Source organism: Kutzneria sp. CA-103260 (assembly GCF_018263855.1).
GTDB lineage: Bacteria > Actinomycetota > Actinomycetes > Mycobacteriales > Pseudonocardiaceae > Kutzneria.
The window spans coordinates 7,950,032-7,967,025 of sequence record NZ_CP073318.1; the positions used below are offsets into that span (position 1 = coordinate 7,950,032).

Sequence of the window (16,994 nt, forward strand, 5' to 3'; positions counted from 1 at the left end):
TCCTTCAGATTCAGGCGGTGACGCGCCGGCGGCGGTCGATCAGCCGCGAAGTCACGTCGAACAGCAGTTGGATGAGCATGGCCAGGGCGCCCAGCACGATGACCGTGGACCAGAGCACCCGGTCGTCGTAGCGCTGGTAGCCGTAGCGAATGGCGAGGTCGCCCAGGCCTTCCCCGCCGACAACCCCGGCCATGGCCGAGAAGCCGACGAGGGTGACGGCGGTGACGCCGACCGCGGACACCAGCGCCGGAGCGGATTCGCCCAGCAGCACCGATCTGACGATCCGGGTCCGGCTGGCGCCCGTGGTGATGGCCGCCTCGACCACGGTCGCGTCCACTTCACGCAGCGCGGACTGGACGAGCCGGCCGAGGAACGGCACCGCCCCGATGGCCAGCGGCACGATCGCCGCGGTCGGGCCGATCGAGGTGCCGATCAGCGGGCGGGTGACAACTTGTTGCAGCAGCACGATGAGCACGATGAACGGCAGCGATCTGCCGAAGTCCACCACGGTGCCCAGGACCCGGTGCAGCGCCGGGACGGGCCGAAGCCCGCCCGGCGCCGTCACGTGCAGCAGCACGCCCAGCGGGATCCCGAACGCCGTGGCGAACAACGTCGCCACGCCGACCATGTACAGCGTCTGGCCGAGCGCGGGGTGGAGCAGGTCGAACACATCGGACCACGGAGTGGTCGGTCTCACGCAGCGACTCCCTGCGGGCCCTTCTGGGCCCGTCGAACGAGGGCGCCGGCCTCGGAGATCCACTCCAGCGCGGAGTCGGCCCGCTCGCCGGTCAGGCCCAGCCGGAACCGGGCCACCGGGGTCTCGCCGAGCCGGGTCAGTCCGCCGCCGAGCACGGCGAGGTCGACGCCGAACCGGTTGGACGCCTCCGGCAGCAGCGCGCCCACCGCGGCGAAGCCGACCAGCACCACGTCCGCGACGCGGTCGTGGTTGCCGGCGATGCCGTCGGTCTGGTCGAGCGCGGGCAGCAGCGCGTTGGCGGTACGACTGTCCACATCGGACACCAGGTCGAGCAGCCTGCCGTTCTCCACGACCCGGCCGCCGTCGAGCAGCGCCACGTCGTCGCAGATCCGGCGGACCACCGCCATGTCATGTGTGACAACAAGAACCGTGACTCCGAGCTCCGCTCGGGCCCGGTCCAGCACGGTGAGCACGGACCCCGTCGTCTCCGGGTCCAATGCCGAGGTGGGCTCATCTGCCAGCAGCACCGCCGGATTCGCCGCCAGGGCGCGGGCGACCGCGATGCGCTGGCGCTGGCCGCCGGAGAGCTGGTCCGGGTACGAGGCCGCCTTGTCCGTCAGGCCAACCAGATCCAGCAGCTCACCCACGCGGCGACGCCGCGTCGGGCCGTCAACTCCGGCCGTCTCCAGCGGCAGCGCCACATTGCCGGCCGCCGTGCGCTGACGGAGCAGCGAATCCCCTTGCGGCACAACGCCAATCTGCCGACGGGCGGCGCGCAGCCGACTGCCGTCGAGGGTGACGAGGTCTGTTCCGTCGACCCGGATCGCACCACTGTCGGGACGCTCCAGCAGGGCGATGCAGCGGGCCAGGGTCGACTTGCCGGAGCCGCTCGGGCCCACGACGCCGCAGACCGCGCCCGCCTGAACCTCGAGGGTGACGCCGTCAAGGGCGCGCACGGCGCCCCCACGGACTGGGAAGGACTTGACCAGATTGTCGACAGTGATCACTGTTTGCTCCACGGCACGCGCGGCCCCGCACGCTGATGGCGCGCAAAAGCCGTCCTTTTTGGACCGTCCAAACGGGACGAGACGGTGAGGGTGAACCGACAGCAGGCGGCGGTAGGGTTGTTACCGGCCGGCCCGACAGCCCGTCGCGGTGCGGCGGCACTGATCGACGACTCGACGGCGAGTGAGCAGACGAGCTGCGCACACTCGGGCGAGGTCCATGACGTCCTCCATCGGTCCTGGCTGTAGCACCTGCCCGGGGTCGGGTGGTTGCTGCGGCTTCGTCGATCCAGGTCTCTCGGCCGCTCGGGATGGATGCAAGTAGCAGTACACCTGACCGGTATGTGGAAAAGCAAGCCATCCCCACAAAGACCCTAGGATCGTTCGGTAAGTCACACCGATGCCCGACGATCCGTCGCTCTCCGACCTATCGCACAGTAGGTTCCCCGGCACGCCCAGTTATCCACAGCCTCAGCAGTTGTCCACAGGCCGACTCTTTCCCAAGATCCGGAAGCCCGCTGCTCGATACGCTGGGTCCGGGGTCGCCCCCCGGGTCGGGTGGGGGCTGTTCGGGTGTAGGGGCGGCTCGATTTGGGGCGAGCTGTTTGGTGGGTGTGGGGAAGCGCCGCCGGAACGCCGGGGTGCCACGGGAACCCAGAGGCAGACGGTCGCTGAGCTGGGGCCTGTTGGGTTGAACGGGGTTGCCCGATCTGGACGGTGTCAGTCCTGGCGAGCGAAAAGGTCACGGGGCCGCGGGAAGAAGGGCGGCGGGGTGGGCGTTGGCCTGGAGCGTGGGGGAATTACGCGGGGGTGGCGGCGGCTTCGGCCACGCGGACGAAGTCGGTGATGCTGAGCTGTTCGCCGCGCAGGGAAGGGTCGAGGCCGGCGGCGGTGAGCAGTTGGCCGGCACGGTCGGCGGAGCCGGCCCAGGTGGCGAGCGCGGCCCGGAGGGTTTTGCGGCGTTGGGCGAAGGCGGCGTCGACCAGGGTGAAGAGGGCCTCGCGGGAAACCGATGACGGGGGCTCGCGGCGGGTGAAGGCGACGAGGGCGGAGTCGACGTTGGGCACGGGCCAGAAGACCGAGCGGGGGACGGGACCGGCGCGGCGAGCGTCGGCGTACCAGGCAAGTTTGACGCTGGGCACGCCGTAGACGCGACTGCCGGGGCCGGCGGCCATGCGGTCGGCGACCTCGGACTGCACCATGACGAGCCCGGTCCGCAGCGACGGCAGCTCGGCGAGCAGATGCAGGACGATAGGCACGGAGACGTTGTACGGCAGGTTGGCCACGAGGGCGGTGGGCGCCAAGCCGATCTCGGCGGCGGTCACTCGCATGGCATCCGCGCCGACGACGGTGAGCCGGGAGGCGGCGTCGCCGGCGAACTCGGCGGCGGTGGTGGGGAGCCGAGCGGCCAGCACGGGGTCGATCTCGACGGCGACGACGGCCTTGCAGGCCGGCAGCAGCGCCAGGGTCAGCGACCCCAGCCCGGGGCCGACCTCAAGGACCACGTCGTCGGGACCGACACCGGAGGCGGCGACGATGCGCCGCACGGTGTTGGTGTCGTGCACGAAGTTCTGGCCCAGCTTCTTGGTCGGACGGACGTCCAACTCCTTGGCCAGGGCACGGACCTCGACGGGTCCCAGAAGATCGGGCACGAAGCGGAATTCTAGGCTCAGACCAGACCGAGCTTGTACGCGCACTCCCACGGCGTGAGGCCACGCGCGGCCCGCACCTTGTTGGCGATGGCGATCTGCTGCTCCCGGGTGGCCAGGTCGGCCCGCTGCGCGTACTGCCCGCCGCCGTTGCCCAGCCAGGTCTGGATGTCGAACTGGAGGCCGCCGTAGTAGCCGTTGCCGGTGTTGATGTGCCAGTTGCCGCTGGACTCGCAGAAGGCGATCTTGTCCCAGACGGCGTCGCCGGGCAGCGGCTTGGTGCCGTTCTTGACGATCTTCGGCTTCATCGGCGTCAGGATCTGCACGCCGATCTGCTGCTTGTCGGTCTGCTTGCCGTTGTGCATGGTGACCCGGTAGGTCACCGTCTGCTTGCCGACCGTGCCCGGGTCCATGACCTGGGTCTGGCCCTCGTCCATGGTCGGGTCGTCGACGGTCTGCACCGTCGGCTGGATGTCCTGGTTCTCCTGGACCACCGTGACGCCGTTGCGGCTGACGGTGATCTGCGCGCCGTTGGCCAGCTTGGTGTCGGCGGCGGGCGCGACGTTGTCGTCGGAGCCCAGGGAGATGTTCAGGGACTTGAGCAGCTCCTGGATGGTCACCGCGTAGGTGGTGAGCTGCTTGGGGGCGCTGCCGCCGTCGCTGATCGTGACGGTCTTGGCCGTCATGATGTCCATCGACATGCCGGACAGCGGGATCTGCTTGGACGGGTCGACCGAGAGCTTGGCGTTGTCGGTCTTGACGCCCATCTCGCGCAGCGCGTCGCCCACGTTCTGGGCCTTGACCCATTGGGTCTGCTGCACGCCGTCGACGGAGACGGTCATCGTGCGGCCGCGCTGCAGGACGATCTTGCCGCCGTCGGCGATGGAGGAGTTGGCCGAGGGCATCAGCGAGTCATGCGAGCCGGCCGACAAGCCCTGGCTGGCCAGGACGTCGCTGACGGTGCCGGAGTAGGTGTGCACGGTCATCTCGTGGCCGTCCACGTCGACCGTCACGGCCTTGTCCATGGCCAGCGCGGTGGCGCCGCCACCGGCCAGGCTGACCAGGGTGGCCATCACGGCGGCCTTGATGAACCGGCGCTTCCACGGGGACTTGGCGTCCAGCTCGGTCTTGACGACCGTCTTGCGCTTGGGCTCGGGGACGAGGTTGGCGTCCTCGAGTCCCTCTTCGAGCTCTTCCCAGCACTGGGCCAGGCCCTCGGTGAGGGGGCCGGCGTCGGCGCGGATGATCGGCAAGACCGTGGTCTTGGCGTTCATCAGCTCCAGGAGCTGGTCGAGCTCCATGTTGACGGAGTTGAGGATGTCCTGGGCGTCCGGGCCGAGGACGTCCATCACGTCCTGGGTGGAGACGTAGGCCCCGCCGGGCACGAACTGGCGGGTCGACTCGAGCTCGGCCTCCCAGTCCCAGTCCCAGTCGAGGTCGGGCCGCACCGCGGTCCAGGCCGAGGTCTGGCGCTCGGCCACGGCCACCCCGGTGTGGGGGGCCCAGAAGCTCTGAGCGCTCTGCGCCTGCGTGGGCGTTTCCTCGGACACGCGCGGTCTACGGTGCCTACCGGTCCCAGTCACGGGGTCGTTACCTCCGAAAAGCCGATGGTCCGCGAAGAGTTCCGCGGCTGTTCTCGCCACTAGCCGACGTCAGCCGCTGCTACTCCTCGTTTCGCTCGGGTCTCGTGCTCCGACTGCCTTGCTTGGTCCCGTAGTCAACGCCGTCCAGCTGGCTCCCTCGCGGGTGCCGGCTGTCCCCGACGAACGCCGACCTGACTGCGGGCCGGTGGTTGAACCACAACGTCCAGACGCACCGATCACGGGACCGTAACGGAGGTCGGGCGGAGTCGCAAACATTCCCGGGGTTGTTGTGCCTCCAGTCACACCACAGGGTGAAACATTTTCGGTACGCACGGTCATACGCCCAGGCCGAAGACTCGGTTCACCGTTGCGGTGACAATTGTTGCCAACTCACCGACGTGCACTCCGCGTAGATCAGCGAGCTCACGCAGCGTGTACGCGGCGCAGTACGGCTCGTTCGGGCGGCCCCGGAACGGGTGGGGCGTCAGGAAAGGCGCGTCGGTCTCCACAAGCAACTGTTGTAGCGGCACAACCATCGCCGCCTCCCGCAACGGTTTCGCGTTGCGGAACGTGACCGTGCCCGAGAACGACAGCACGTAACCGTTGTCAACGCAGCGTCGCGCCATGTCGGCGTCGCCGGAGAAGCTGTGGAACACCACCGTGTCCGGGGCGCCCTCTTCGTCCAGGATGCGCAGCACGTCCTCGTGCGCGTCCCGGTCGTGGATCATCAGCGCCTTGCCGAGCTGCTTGGAAAGCTCGATGTGCCAACGGAAAGCGTCCTGCTGGACGTTGTGCGGCGCATAGTCCCAGTAGTAGTCGAGGCCGGTCTCGCCGACCGCGACCACCCGCGGATGCGCGGCCAGGGCAGCGAGTTCCTCGCGCTCGGCGTCGCCGAAGTCCTTGGTACGCGTGGGATGCAGCGCCACCGCGGCGAACACCCGATCGTCCCAAGTGGACGCTTTGACGGCCCAGCGAGCGGCCGCCATGTCGTCGGCGACGGTGATCGCGTAGGCGATGCCGGCCGACTCGGCACGGTCCATCATGGACCGAACGTCGGCGGAATCCTTGGCGCCACAGGCTTCCAGATGGGTGTGGGCGTCGACCGCCGACACCGGAAGACGCTCCGGCATCGGCGGCCGCTCACCCTTGCGAGGAGTCACGGCTCTCGCCTCGCAGAGCTCGGCGAAGCCGCGGCTGAAGTCGCAGTGCTCAATGGTGAACTCGCAAGCTCGTTCACTTCTCGATCGGAGCCCACTCCGGACCGGTCTCGGCCAGCTCCGGGTCGAGCTTGGCGAACAGCGGCGTCGGCTTGCTCAGGGGCACGCCCACCTCGATCGGGGTGGACTCCCACTTGGCCTGCTCGGCCGAGTAGTCACCGGTCAGCACCGGGTACTCACGCGACGGGTCGTCCAGGTCGGTGACCTCGCGCATCTCCGGCTGCGACGCCCACAGGCCGGTGCCGCCGAGCAGCTCGTGGATCTTCTGCGCGGAGTGCGGCAGGAACGGCGTGAGCAGCGTGTTGGCGTCCTTGACCACCTGCAGCGCGGTGTGCAGCACCGTGTCGCGGCGGGCCGGGTCGTCCTTGAGCTTCCACGGCTCCTGGTCGGACAGGTACTTGTTGGCCGCCGAGACCACCCGCATCGCCTCGCCGATGCCGGCCCGGAACCGCGAGTGCCGCAGGTGGGTGCCGACGGTGTCGAACGCGGCCCGGGACAGCGTCTTCAGGTCCTCGTCGGCCTGGGTCGGCGCGGTCGGCGCCGGCACCGCGCCGACGTTCTTGTGCGCCATCGAGACCGAGCGGTTGACCAGGTTGCCCCACTCGTTGGCCAGCTCGAAGTTGATCCGCCGGACGAACTCGTCCCAGGTGAAGTCCACGTCCTGGGTCTCCGGGCCGGCCGCCGAGATGAAGTAGCGCAGCGCGTCCGGCCCGAACTCGGCCAGGAAGTCCCGCACGTAGATGACCCGGCCCCGGGAGGTGGAGAACTTGGAGCCGCTCATGGTCAGGAACTCGCTGGAGGCGATCTCCGTGGGCAGGTTGAGCGTGCCGTACGGCCCGGGCTTGCCGCCCTTGTCGCCGGCCCCGTTGTGGCCCATCAGCAGCGCCGGCCAGATCTGGGCGTGGAAGGTGATGTTGTCCTTGCCCATGAAGTGCACGATCGGCGTCTCGGGGTCGTTCCAGAAGCGCTTCCACGCGTCCGGGTCGCCGCTGCGCCGGGCCCACTCCACGCTGGCCGAGAAGTAGCCGATGACCGCGTCGAACCACACGTAGAACCGCTTGAGGCCCTGGTCCCGCCAGCCGTCCAGCGGGATCGGCACGCCCCAGTCCAGGTCGCGGGTGATGGCCCGCGGTCGCATGTCGTCGACCAGGTTCTTGGTGAAGTTGACGACGTTGGGCCGCCAGTCGGTCTTGGACGCCAACCACTCGCCCAGGGTCCGGGTGAACGCCGGCAGGTCCAGGAACAGGTGCTCGGTCTCGACGAACTTGGGCGTCTCGCCGTTGATCCGCGACTTGGGGTTGATCAGGTCGGCGGCGTCGAGCTGGTTGCCGCAGTTGTCGCACTGGTCGCCACGGGCCCCGTCGTAGCCGCAGATCGGGCAGGTGCCCTCGATGTAGCGGTCGGGCAGGGTGCGGCCGGTGGACGGGCTGACCGCGCCGGTCGTGGTCTTCGGCAGGATGTAGCCGTTGTCGTTGAGGGCCAGGAAGATCTGCTGCACCACGTTGTAGTGGTTGCGTGTCGTGGTGCGGGTGTAGAGGTCGTACGTCACGCCGAGGGCGCGCATGTCCTCCGCGACGACGCGGTGGTACTTGTCCGCGGTCTGCTGCGGCGTCAGGCCCTCCTTGTCGGCCTGCACCAGGATCGGCGTGCCGTGCTCGTCGCTGCCCGAGACCATCAGCACGTCGTGGCCGGACATTCGCATGTAGCGGGCGAAGAGGTCGGAGGGGACACCGATACCGGAGACATGGCCGATGTGACGGGGGCCGTTGGCGTAAGGCCAGGCCACCGCCGTCAGCACGGAGGCACTCATGCGACAAAGGGTACGGGGGCGCGCCCGCCCGCTACCTCTTGGCCGCTACGACGCTGTCGTAGAGGGCCTTCTTGCTGACCCCGGCGGCCGCCGCGACCTCGGCAACCACGTCTTTGAGGCGTTGTCCAGCGGCCACCCGCGACTGCACCGCCGGCACCAGGTCGGCCACGTCGGTGACGTCCACAGCGATCGGCTCGGCGCCGGCGAACACCACCGTCACCTCGCCGCCGACGCCGTCCGCGGCCCAGGCGGCCAGCTCGGCCAAGGTGCCCCGGCGAACCTGCTCGTCGGACTTGGTCAGCTGCCGGCACACCGCGCCGCGACGCTCGGCCCCCAGCACCTCGACGGCGTCGGCCAGGGTGGCCGCCACCCGATGCGGTGACTCGAAGAACACGCAGGCCCTGGTCTCCGTGGCCAGGGCGGACAGCCACTTGCGCCGGTCCCCCGGCTTGCGCGGCGGGAAGCCGTCGAAGCAGAACCGGTCCACCGGCACGCCGGACAGCGCCAGCGCGGTGACCACCGCCGACGGCCCGGGCAGGCAGGTGACCGGCAGGTCCTCCGCGACGCAGGCGGCGACCAGGCGGTAGCCGGGGTCGGACACGCTCGGCATACCGGCGTCGGTCACCAGCAGCACGGTCTGTCCGGAAGCGACCGCCTTGACCAGTCCGGGCAGCCGGGCTGTCTCCACGGCGTCGTAGAAGCTGACGATCTTGCCGGCCGGGGCGACCCCCAGCGCGGACGCCAGCGAGCGCAGCTTGCGGGTGTCCTCGGCCGCTACCAGATCGGCCGTGGCCAGGGCATCGACCAGCCGCTGGGACGCGTCGCCGATGTTGCCCAGCGGCGTCGCGGCCAACAGCAGCCGGCCAGCGGCCTCTTGGACAGCGCCCGATACGTTATTCACGTCGCTCACCCTACGATCGGGCCCGTGACGACGATCGTGGAGCGGACCGAGCCCGAGCCCGACGGCGTGGTGGACGTCGGCGAGCTACCGCCGGCGACGCAGCCGTCCACCGCCGGGCCGCTGGACCGGCTGGCCGTCTGGCGGCCCACCGACAAGGTGCGCGGCTGGCTCGTCACGCTCAGCGTCACCCTGCTCGGCGCGGTGATCCGGTTCTGGGACCTGGGTTGGCCCACCGACCGCGGCACCCCCGTGTTCGACGAGAAGCACTACGTGCCGCAGGCCTGGCAGATGCTGCGCAACGGCGGCTACGAGGACAACCCCGGCTACGAGCTGGTGGTGCACCCGCCGGTCGGCAAGTACCTCATCGCCATCGGTGAGTGGCTGTTCGGCTACGACGGCTGGGGCTGGCGGTTCTCCTCGGCCATCGCCGGCACGCTCTGCGTCTTCCTGATCGTCCGGATCGGACGGCGGCTGACCCGCTCCACCATGCTCGGCGCGCTGGCCGGCGTGTTCCTGATCTGCGACGGCGTCAGCCACGTCCAGTCCCGACTGGGCATGCTGGACATCTTCGGCGCTCTTTTTGTCGTGATCGCCTTCGGCTGCCTGCTGGTGGACCGGGACCAGGTGCGGGGCCGGCTGGCGGTCGCGGTCTCCGAGGGCTGGGTCGGCGAGTCGCAGTGGGGTCCCCGCCTGGGCTTCCGGTGGTGGCGGTTCGCCTGCGGCGTCTCGCTGGGCCTGGCCTGCGGCGTGAAGTGGAACGGCATCTACTACATCGTCGCCTTCGGCCTGCTGTCGGTGATCTGGGATGCGCTGGCCCGGCGGGCCGCCGGCGTCGAGCGGCCGTGGGCCGGGGCGATCGTCCGCGACCTGCTGCCGGCGCTGTGGGGCATCGCGCTCATCGCCGTGGTCGTGTACTTCGCCTCGTGGTGGGCGTGGTTCGGCAGCGAGACCGGGGTCGACCGGCACGCCGCCGGCAACCAGACTCCCGTCTCCAGCTGGCTGCCCGACGCCTTCCAGTCGTTCTTCTTCTACGAGGGGAACGTGCTGCACTTCCACGAGAACCTGATCACCGGCGCGCCCGGTGTCGGGACCCATCCGTGGGAGTCGAAGCCGTGGACGTGGCCGATGGGGCTGCGGCCGATGCTCTACTACATCGAGCAGACGCCCAGCCCGCTGGCCGCCGGCTGCGGCGCGTCGGAGTGCGTGAGCGCGCAGATGCTCGTCGGCACGCCGGCGATGTGGTGGCTGGCCTTCCCGATGATCGGCTGGTCGCTGTGGCGGGCCTTCGTCAAGTTCGACTGGCGGCACGCGGCCGTGATGGTCGGCTACCTGGCCGGCCTGCTGCCCTGGTTCGTCAACATCGACCGGCAGATGTTCTTCTTCTACGTCACCCCGATGGCACCGTTCCTGGTGCTGGGCCTGGTGTTGGCCTGCGGCGACATCCTCGGGCGGGCGCGTGCCGGCGCGGAACGCCGCGGCACCGGACTGCTGGTGGTGGCCATCTACACCGGCCTGGTGGTGGCCAACTTCGTCTGGCTGTGGCCGATCCTCAACGGCGATCCGATCAGCACCGCCCAATGGCAGGCCGAACTCTGGCTCCCCAGCTGGCGCTGACCCTTTTGTCAACCCCTTGACGTTTGGAAAGGACCATTCCTCTCGTTCAACGTGAGGAATGGTCCTTTCACACAGGTTGGGGTCAGTGGGTGAGGGCGGTGGTGAGGGTGGGCTTCCAGGGGTTGTCGCAGCAGGGGCGGTCGATGCGGTCCCCGGCCTCCAGGTCGGTGACGACCTGGCGGATGCGGGTGGCGGTGGCCGCGTCGGCCTTCTGCACCACGGCGGCGATGGCGTCCAGCAGGAGCGCGGCCTCACGTAGCGCGGGCGCCGGCACGACGCGGGCGTCCTGGAGGGACGGAAGCGGGGCGGTGACGGGTTCGGTGGCAGCAGTCGACACCCGGCGAGGTTAAGGGCATCCACGCACCGTCACAGCGGAGATCACCCGATCGAGTCGGCACCCCGCTGGCTAGGTTGACGACATGAAGGCGACTGCGCGGTTCCTTGCCGCAGCTGGGGTTCTGGCCCTGCTCGCGACGACGCCACCGGCCCAGGCGGCGACCCCGACGCTGCTGCCGGACCTGCGTCAGGCACCGGTCGGCTGCCCGGGCGGCTGGCGCGGCGACCCGAAGGAGTGCACGGCCTGGGACGTCTGCATGGTCACCGACGTCAACGCGCCCAACGCGCCGTGCGTGACGTCCGGCGACATCAAGGCGGTCCGGCTGCGGTTCACCTCCTCGGAGGAGAACATCGGCGACGGCCCGCTGCTGTTCTACGCCCACCGCGACAGCACGCTGTTCCCGACGATGTCGGTGCGGCAGGCGTTCCAGAACGGCGTGCACGGCCCGATCCCCGACTCGTACCGGGCGGCCCAGAAGCCCTCGGGCACCAGCGCCTACTACGAGCCGGCGCCGGCCCACATGCACTGGCACCTGTTGAACTTCGAGCGCTTCCAGCTGCGGACCCTGAGCGGCAGCGCGGTGGTGTCCGACCGCAAGAACGGCTTCTGCCTGGGCGACCGCTACGACGTGGCCGACAAGACGTCGCTGGCCAATCGGGTGCACGACGACGACCAGCCCGAGGCCAGGCTGCACCAGTTCCTCATCTACAACATGTGCGGGCACCAGCAGCCGGACGCCACCGACGTCACCGAGGGCATCTCCGTGGGCAGCGGCGACGACTACCGCTACGACGTGGACTTCCAGTGGCTGGACATCACGTCGGTGGCCTCGGGCGTGTACGACGTGGTGAACACGGTGAACCCGGACCGGACGCTGATCGAGAAGAACTACGACAACGACTCGTCCTCGATCGCGGTGTCCGTCCAGTGGCCGGGCGGCGCGAAGGGGGCGCCGTCGAAGATCACGGCGCCCCCCGTGGTGCGGCTGCTGCGCAGCTGCCCCGGCAGCGGGACCTGCCCGAACTGACCCGATTCCGCCCGACCGGTGGTGCGCGGACTCCCCTCTGGTCCGCGCACCACCGGTCAGGCCCGGGCGGTGTCCCGTCGGTAGCGGAGGACGACCAAGCCGCCCGCCGCCACGATCCAGGCCGCCATGGTGGTCACGCCCTGGACGCTCACCGCGTTGCCTGCCAACGCGTCATGTCCGAATTCCGCCAACCAGTAACTCGGCAGGGCCTTCGCGACGATGGTCATGACTGGCGGCAGGCTGGTCAGCGGCAGCCACAGGCCGCCGAGCATGCTCAGCGTCAGCATCAGCACGGTGCTCATGACCTGGGCCGAGTCGCCGGTGGCCAGCAGCCCGATCAGCAGGCCGAGCACCGCGGTCGGCAGCACGCCCAGCCAGCAGAAGATGATCAGCTCCAGCCAGCTGCCGGCGCTCAGGTCCACGTGCTCGACCAGGGCGCCGGCGGCGAACACCAGCAGCATGCCGGGCAGCGCGACCACCATCGCCGTGGCCACCTTGGACACCAGGTAGTCGACACTGCTCAACGGGGTGAGCCGGAGCTGGCGGTTCCAGCCGACCTGTCGTTCGATCGCGATGCGGGAGCCGGTGTTGATGGACGCCGCCACCGCGCCGAAGGCCGCCATGCTCACCATCAGGAAGGTGACCGCGTCCGCGCCGTAGACGGAGCTGAACGCCAGGAACATGGCCAGTGGGAAGGCGGCGGTGAAGATGAAGAACCTGGGTGAGCGGACGATCCGGCGCACCTCGAACGTCAACAACGCGCCCATCAGGCGGCCTCCTGCCTGGTCAGAGTGACAAACGCGGCCTCGAGTCCGGCGCCGCGGACCTCGATGTCGTGGGCCTGGGGGTGGCGGCTGAGCAGTTCGCGCAGCGCCCGGTCGGAGTCCGCGCAGGCCAGCTCGGCGGCGTCGCCGCGCACCAGCACCTCGGTGACACCAGGCAGCGTCCTGAGCACGGTCTCGTCGGCGCCGGGGATCTTCGCCGTGATCACCCGGCCGGCGGCCAGCGAGCGCACCTGGCTCACCGAGCCGTCGGCGACGACCCGGCCCGACCGCAGCAGCACCACCCGGTCCGCGTAGTCCTCGGCCTCGGCCAGGTAGTGGGTCGCGAACACCACCGTGCGGCCGGTGTCGGTGTAGGAGCGCATCGCCGCCCAGAACTCGCGGCGGGCGGCCACGTCCATCGCGACCGTCGGCTCGTCCAGCACCAGCAGGTCCGGATCGCTGACCAGCGCCGCCGCGAACCGGACCCGCTGCTTCTCGCCGCCCGACAGCCCACCGACCTTGCGACCTGCCAGCTCGGCCACCCCGGCGCGTTGCAGGGTTTCCTTGAGCAGCAACGGTTTCGGGTACATGGCTCGGAACAGCGCCACCGTCTCGGCGACCGTCGCGTCGTCGAGCAGGCCGCCCGACTGGAGCATGGCACCCACCAGACCGGAGGCCACCGCCTGCCGCGGCGTCCGCCCGAACACCGACACCGCGCCCCGGGTCGGCTTGGCCAGGCCCAGCAACATGTCGATCGTCGTCGACTTGCCCGCGCCGTTCGGCCCGAGCAGCGCCACCACCTCCCCCGGCGCGATGGTGACGTCGACCCCGTCCACCGCCTGCACGTCGCCGAAGTGCTTGACCAGTCCGCGAAGGCTCACCGCGGCGCCCCGGGTGACGGTGTCTGTGCTGTCCATGGCTCAGAGCTTGTCGTTCCCGTGGGACCGGGCCCTGGCAGTTCTGTCAGGACCCGGCCATGACAACTGTCACGGGAGAGGGGCCGTCCCCGCGGACAGCCCTTTCCGCCGACCAGGAGGGTTCATCCCGCCTCCAACAGGCGGCGGGCCCGGTTGACGGCGGTGGCCACCGCGCCGTGCAGGGCCCCTGGGTCGCTGCCCGGCGGCGTTTCGATGGCGAGCAGCTGCGGCGCGTCGATGGCGGGCGGCGGCGGGTCCGGCAACGGCGGCACGGGCTGGGATAACGCTTCTGTGGCAAGGGTGATCGACGCCAACGGCGCAGCCTTGGGCGGGGCTGCGTGCTGGCCTGCGACCTCGGCAGTGAGGGCTTCCACCGACCGCCCGCGGAGCAGGAGCAGCAGCGACGGGTCCATGTCGATCAGCCAGGCGGCCTGGTAGCACAGGGCGGCGGCGTGCTGGCACGGATTGCCCCAGTCGTCGCAGGTGCACCGGGCGTCCAGGTCGCCGACCGTGGGCAGCAATTCGGACAGGGCATGGGGCAGTTGGCCGTCGAGCAGGGCCGCCAGGTGTCCCGATTGGACGGACGCCTCGGCCACGAGATTCGCCCACACGTTGTCCGACAGGGGTTCGACGGTGACCGCCGTCGGGCAGGTGCCGTCGACCGTGGCGGCCACGCGCCCCGGGCTGATCGTGATCGGCCCGATCCTCCCTTCGGTCGCCATACGCCGTCCGCGTCGGGTCAGGCCTGCGTCGACGGCGGTGTCTTCCATGGCCTGTAGCCAGTCGGTGCCCCACCAGGTGTGGGACCGACGCCGGCTGCGGGCCGGAAAGGCGGAAAAGCCACGGGCCGCGGTCATCGGAGTTCCACCAGATCGGCCAGTTCGGCGTCGGTCAGTTCGGTCAGGGCGGCTTCGCCGCCGGTGAGGACGGCGTCGGCCAGGGCGCGTTTGGTGGCGAGCATGGCGGCGATGCGGTCCTCGATGGTGCCTTCGGTCATGAGGCGGTGGACCTGGACCGGGCGGGTCTGGCCGATGCGGTAGGCCCGGTCGGTGGCCTGGTCCTCGACGGCCGGGTTCCACCAGCGGTCGTAGTGCACGACGTGGTCGGCCCGGGTGAGGTTGAGACCGGTGCCGCCGGCCTTGAGGGAGATGAGGAAGATCGGCACCTCACCGTCCTGGAAGCGGCGGACCATGTCCTCGCGGCGGGCGACGGGGGTGCCGCCGTGCAGGAGCTGGCTGGACAGGCCGCGGTCGGCGAAGTGGCGGGCGAGCAGCTGAGCCATGGCGACGTACTGGGTGAACACCAGCACGGCGTGGTCCTCGGCGACGATGGTGTCGAGGAGTTCGTCGAGCAGGGTGAGCTTGCCGGAGCGGGCGCTGAGGCGGGCATCGGTCTGCTTGAGGTACTGGGCGGGATGATTGCAGATTTGTTTGAGCGAGGTGAGCAGCTTGACGATCTTGCCGCGGCGGGCCATGCCATCGCTCTCGGCGATCTCGGCCATGGCCTCGCGGACGGCCGCCTCGTAGAGGCCGGTCTGCTCGCGGGTGAGCGGCACAAGTTGGTCGGTCTCGGTCTTGGCCGGCAGCTCGGGGGCGATGCCGGGGTCGGACTTGCTGCGGCGCAACAGGAACGGCCGCAGCAGGCGGGCGAAACGGCGGGCGGTCTCCTCGTCCTTGTCGGCCTCGATGGGCTTGGCCCACCGCCGCCGGAACGAGCCCAGCGAGCCGAGCAGGCCGGGGGCGGCCCAGTCCAGGATGGCCCACAGCTCGGACAGGGTGTTCTCGACCGGCGTGCCGGTGAGCGCGACCCGGACGCCGGATCCGATGGCGCGCAGGGCTTTCGCCGTCGCCGAGCGGGCGTTCTTGACGTGCTGGGCCTCGTCGGCGACGACCAGGTCCCAGGGCACGGCGGCGAGTTCGGCGGCGTCCACCCGCATGGTGCCGTAGGTGGTGAGCACAAAACCCTCGACGCCGGAGAGGTCGCGGGCCGAGCCGTGGAAGCGCCGGACCGGGACGCCGGGCGCGAAGCGCCGGATCTCCCGTTCCCAGTTGCCCAGCAGCGAGGCCGGGCAGACCACGAGGGTGGGCCCGGCGGCGGCGCGGTGCAGGTGCAGGGCGATCACGGTGATCGTCTTGCCCAGGCCCATGTCGTCAGCCAGGCAGCAGCCCAGGCCGAGCTCGGTCATCCGGGCCAGCCAGCGCAGGCCGCGCAGCTGGTAGTCGCGCAGCGTGGCGGCCAGCGCCGGCGGCTGCACCAGCCGCTCGCTGCCGCCCTCGGCGTCGGCGATTCGGTCCCGCAGTGCGGCCAGCCAGCCGTTGGGCACGACCTCGACCTGCTCGCCATCGATCTCGGCGGCCCCGGTGAGCGCCAGCCCGAGCGCCGCCAACGGGTTCAGCGGCTCCAGCTCCCCCTGCCGGACGCGCCGGGCCAGGTCGGCGTCGACCAGCTGCCACTGCTCGCGCAGCCGCACGATCGGCCGGTGAGCCTGGGTCAGCTGCTCCAGCTCGTCACGGGTGAGCGGGTCATCGCCGACGGCGATCTGCCAGTCGAAGCGCAGCGCCTGGCCACCGCCGAGGAAACCGGGCAGGTCGCGGGGCGGCGAGTCGCCGCCGATGACCACCCGGCTGACCAGCTGCCGGGCCAGTTCCTTGGGCCAGTGCACGGGCACGCCCTTGGCGGTGAGCCGGTCGGCCGCGCCGCCCAGCAGTTGCCGGACCTCGTCGTCGGTCAGCCCGATCTCGTCCGGAACCTCCTTGTGCAGCAAGGAGTCCAGCGCCGGCCAGACCCGGGCCGCTCGACGCAGGGCGACCACCGCCTGGGCCTGCGCCCGGGCTCGGCCGGCCCCGGCCCACACTTCGGCGGCGTCGCTGACCACGCCGGGGTCGGCGACGCTGTGCAGCTGCACGACGGCCCGGAACCGGCCGTCGAACTCGATGCGCAGCGACACGCTGACGCCGTCGGCCCAGGCCCGCAGCTCCGGCACGTGCCGTGGGGCGGCGGCCAGGAACGCGGCCTCGCTGCCGCCGCGGGGCATGCCGTCGGCGACCGCGTCCAGGAAGCCCTCGACCAGGCCGCGGGCGTCCGGCAGTTCCAGCGGCAGCCGGCCGGGCACCGGCACCGCCCGGGCCCCCGCCGGCATGGCCGCCACCAGTTCGCCGATGCGGCCGTGGTCGGCCGGGTCGAGCGGGCCGACGCGCCACGCGTCGTAGTCGCCGGGCGACACCGTGGGCTGCAGCCGGCCGCGGGCGATGAGCTGGAGCGCGACGACCGTGGCCGCACCCCAGAACGCGGTGGCCGGGTGGGCCCGGCGGTCGCGGCGGGCCCGGCTGAGCAGCGGCACCGCCTCGGTGACCGGCAGCCGCACGGCCGGCACCGTGCGGACCCGCGCCTGGTCGCCGTGGGCCTCGATGATGTCCAGGGCGCCGAGCTCCCCCATCCCCGTGGGGAGCTCGGCGCCCCAGAAAGCCATTCTGC

General features: G+C 70.6%; 14 protein-coding genes and 1 riboswitch. Of the genes, 2 read left to right on the plus strand and 12 right to left on the minus strand.

What is annotated here, in order from left to right; translation table 11 throughout:
* Positions 1-10 precede the first annotated feature (10 nt).
* The 7 genes from JJ691_RS34910 to rsmI form a co-directional block, all read right to left on the minus strand.
* Positions 11-697, minus strand: coding sequence for a methionine ABC transporter permease (locus JJ691_RS34910; RefSeq protein WP_211763817.1), 687 nt, complete (start codon positions 695-697; stop codon positions 11-13).
* Entirely contained in the window at positions 694-1,704 is a 1,011-nt protein-coding gene (locus JJ691_RS34915) for a methionine ABC transporter ATP-binding protein (protein ID WP_211763818.1), read from the minus strand. The genes JJ691_RS34910 and JJ691_RS34915 overlap by 4 nt, the downstream gene beginning before the upstream one ends.
* 224 nt (positions 1,705-1,928) lie before the next feature.
* Positions 1,929-2,019: riboswitch (SAM riboswitch) on the minus strand.
* Positions 2,020-2,501: 482 nt separating this feature from the next.
* Positions 2,502-3,353, minus strand: coding sequence for a 16S rRNA (adenine(1518)-N(6)/adenine(1519)-N(6))-dimethyltransferase RsmA (rsmA, locus tag JJ691_RS34920; protein ID WP_211763819.1), 852 nt, complete (start codon positions 3,351-3,353; stop codon positions 2,502-2,504).
* A 17-nt stretch (positions 3,354-3,370) separates the two neighbouring features.
* A complete protein-coding gene (locus JJ691_RS53130; protein ID WP_211763820.1) occupies positions 3,371-4,900 on the minus strand; it encodes a resuscitation-promoting factor in 1,530 nt (509 codons plus the stop codon).
* Between the two features lie 368 nt (positions 4,901-5,268).
* A complete protein-coding gene (locus tag JJ691_RS34930; protein WP_442912500.1) occupies positions 5,269-6,063 on the minus strand; it encodes a TatD family hydrolase in 795 nt (264 codons plus the stop codon).
* A gap of 103 nt (positions 6,064-6,166) precedes the next feature.
* Positions 6,167-7,960 (minus strand): methionine--tRNA ligase, encoded by a 1,794-nt coding sequence (gene metG / locus JJ691_RS34935; RefSeq protein ID WP_211763822.1) that lies wholly within the window; start codon positions 7,958-7,960, stop codon positions 6,167-6,169.
* A 31-nt stretch (positions 7,961-7,991) separates the two neighbouring features.
* Complete coding sequence (gene rsmI / locus JJ691_RS34940; protein ID WP_442912501.1) at positions 7,992-8,870, minus strand: 16S rRNA (cytidine(1402)-2'-O)-methyltransferase; 879 nt, start codon at positions 8,868-8,870, stop codon at positions 7,992-7,994.
* A 15-nt stretch (positions 8,871-8,885) separates the two neighbouring features.
* Here rsmI and JJ691_RS34945 point away from each other — a divergent pair, with 15 nt between their 5' ends.
* The gene (locus tag JJ691_RS34945) at positions 8,886-10,475 is read left to right on the plus strand and encodes a dolichyl-phosphate-mannose--protein mannosyltransferase (protein WP_249227207.1); all 1,590 of its coding nucleotides are present in this window, start codon (positions 8,886-8,888) and stop codon (positions 10,473-10,475) included.
* An 82-nt stretch (positions 10,476-10,557) separates the two neighbouring features.
* On the opposite strand, the gene JJ691_RS34950 is transcribed toward JJ691_RS34945, so the two are convergent.
* The gene (locus tag JJ691_RS34950; protein WP_211763823.1) at positions 10,558-10,812 is read right to left on the minus strand and encodes a hypothetical protein; all 255 of its coding nucleotides are present in this window, start codon (positions 10,810-10,812) and stop codon (positions 10,558-10,560) included.
* A gap of 82 nt (positions 10,813-10,894) precedes the next feature.
* On the opposite strand from JJ691_RS34950, the gene JJ691_RS34955 reads away from it, so the two are divergent.
* Positions 10,895-11,839, plus strand: coding sequence for a lysyl oxidase family protein (locus JJ691_RS34955; RefSeq protein WP_211763824.1), 945 nt, complete (start codon positions 10,895-10,897; stop codon positions 11,837-11,839).
* A 56-nt stretch (positions 11,840-11,895) separates the two neighbouring features.
* Here JJ691_RS34955 and JJ691_RS34960 read toward each other — a convergent pair whose 3' ends face one another.
* The 4 genes from JJ691_RS34960 to JJ691_RS34975 form a co-directional block, all read right to left on the minus strand.
* Complete coding sequence (locus tag JJ691_RS34960; RefSeq protein ID WP_211763825.1) at positions 11,896-12,606, minus strand: ABC transporter permease; 711 nt, start codon at positions 12,604-12,606, stop codon at positions 11,896-11,898.
* Positions 12,606-13,520, minus strand: coding sequence for an ABC transporter ATP-binding protein (locus JJ691_RS34965; protein ID WP_211763826.1), 915 nt, complete (start codon positions 13,518-13,520; stop codon positions 12,606-12,608). The genes JJ691_RS34960 and JJ691_RS34965 overlap by 1 nt, the downstream gene beginning before the upstream one ends.
* 122 nt (positions 13,521-13,642) lie before the next feature.
* Entirely contained in the window at positions 13,643-14,377 is a 735-nt protein-coding gene (locus JJ691_RS34970; RefSeq protein ID WP_211763827.1) for an SWIM zinc finger family protein, read from the minus strand.
* Positions 14,374-16,989 carry a DEAD/DEAH box helicase gene (locus JJ691_RS34975; protein WP_211763828.1) on the minus strand — a complete coding sequence of 872 codons (2,616 nt, stop codon included), beginning with the start codon at positions 16,987-16,989 and terminating at the stop codon, positions 14,374-14,376. Before JJ691_RS34975 ends, JJ691_RS34970 begins: the two co-directional genes overlap by 4 nt.
* Between the last annotated feature and the right edge of the window lie 5 nt (positions 16,990-16,994).

Coding starts and splice junctions, on each gene's coding strand:
- JJ691_RS34955 (WP_211763824.1), top strand. CDS start 10,895: ATGAAGGCGACTGCGCGGTTCCTTGCCGCAGCTGGGGTTCTGGCCCTG.
- JJ691_RS34965 (WP_211763826.1), bottom strand. CDS start 13,520: ATGGACAGCACAGACACCGTCACCCGGGGCGCCGCGGTGAGCCTTCGC.
- JJ691_RS34930 (WP_442912500.1), bottom strand. CDS start 6,063: ATGCCGGAGCGTCTTCCGGTGTCGGCGGTCGACGCCCACACCCATCTG.
- metG (WP_211763822.1), bottom strand. CDS start 7,960: ATGAGTGCCTCCGTGCTGACGGCGGTGGCCTGGCCTTACGCCAACGGC.
- JJ691_RS34960 (WP_211763825.1), bottom strand. CDS start 12,606: ATGGGCGCGTTGTTGACGTTCGAGGTGCGCCGGATCGTCCGCTCACCC.
- JJ691_RS34975 (WP_211763828.1), bottom strand. CDS start 16,989: ATGGCTTTCTGGGGCGCCGAGCTCCCCACGGGGATGGGGGAGCTCGGC.
- JJ691_RS34970 (WP_211763827.1), bottom strand. CDS start 14,377: ATGACCGCGGCCCGTGGCTTTTCCGCCTTTCCGGCCCGCAGCCGGCGT.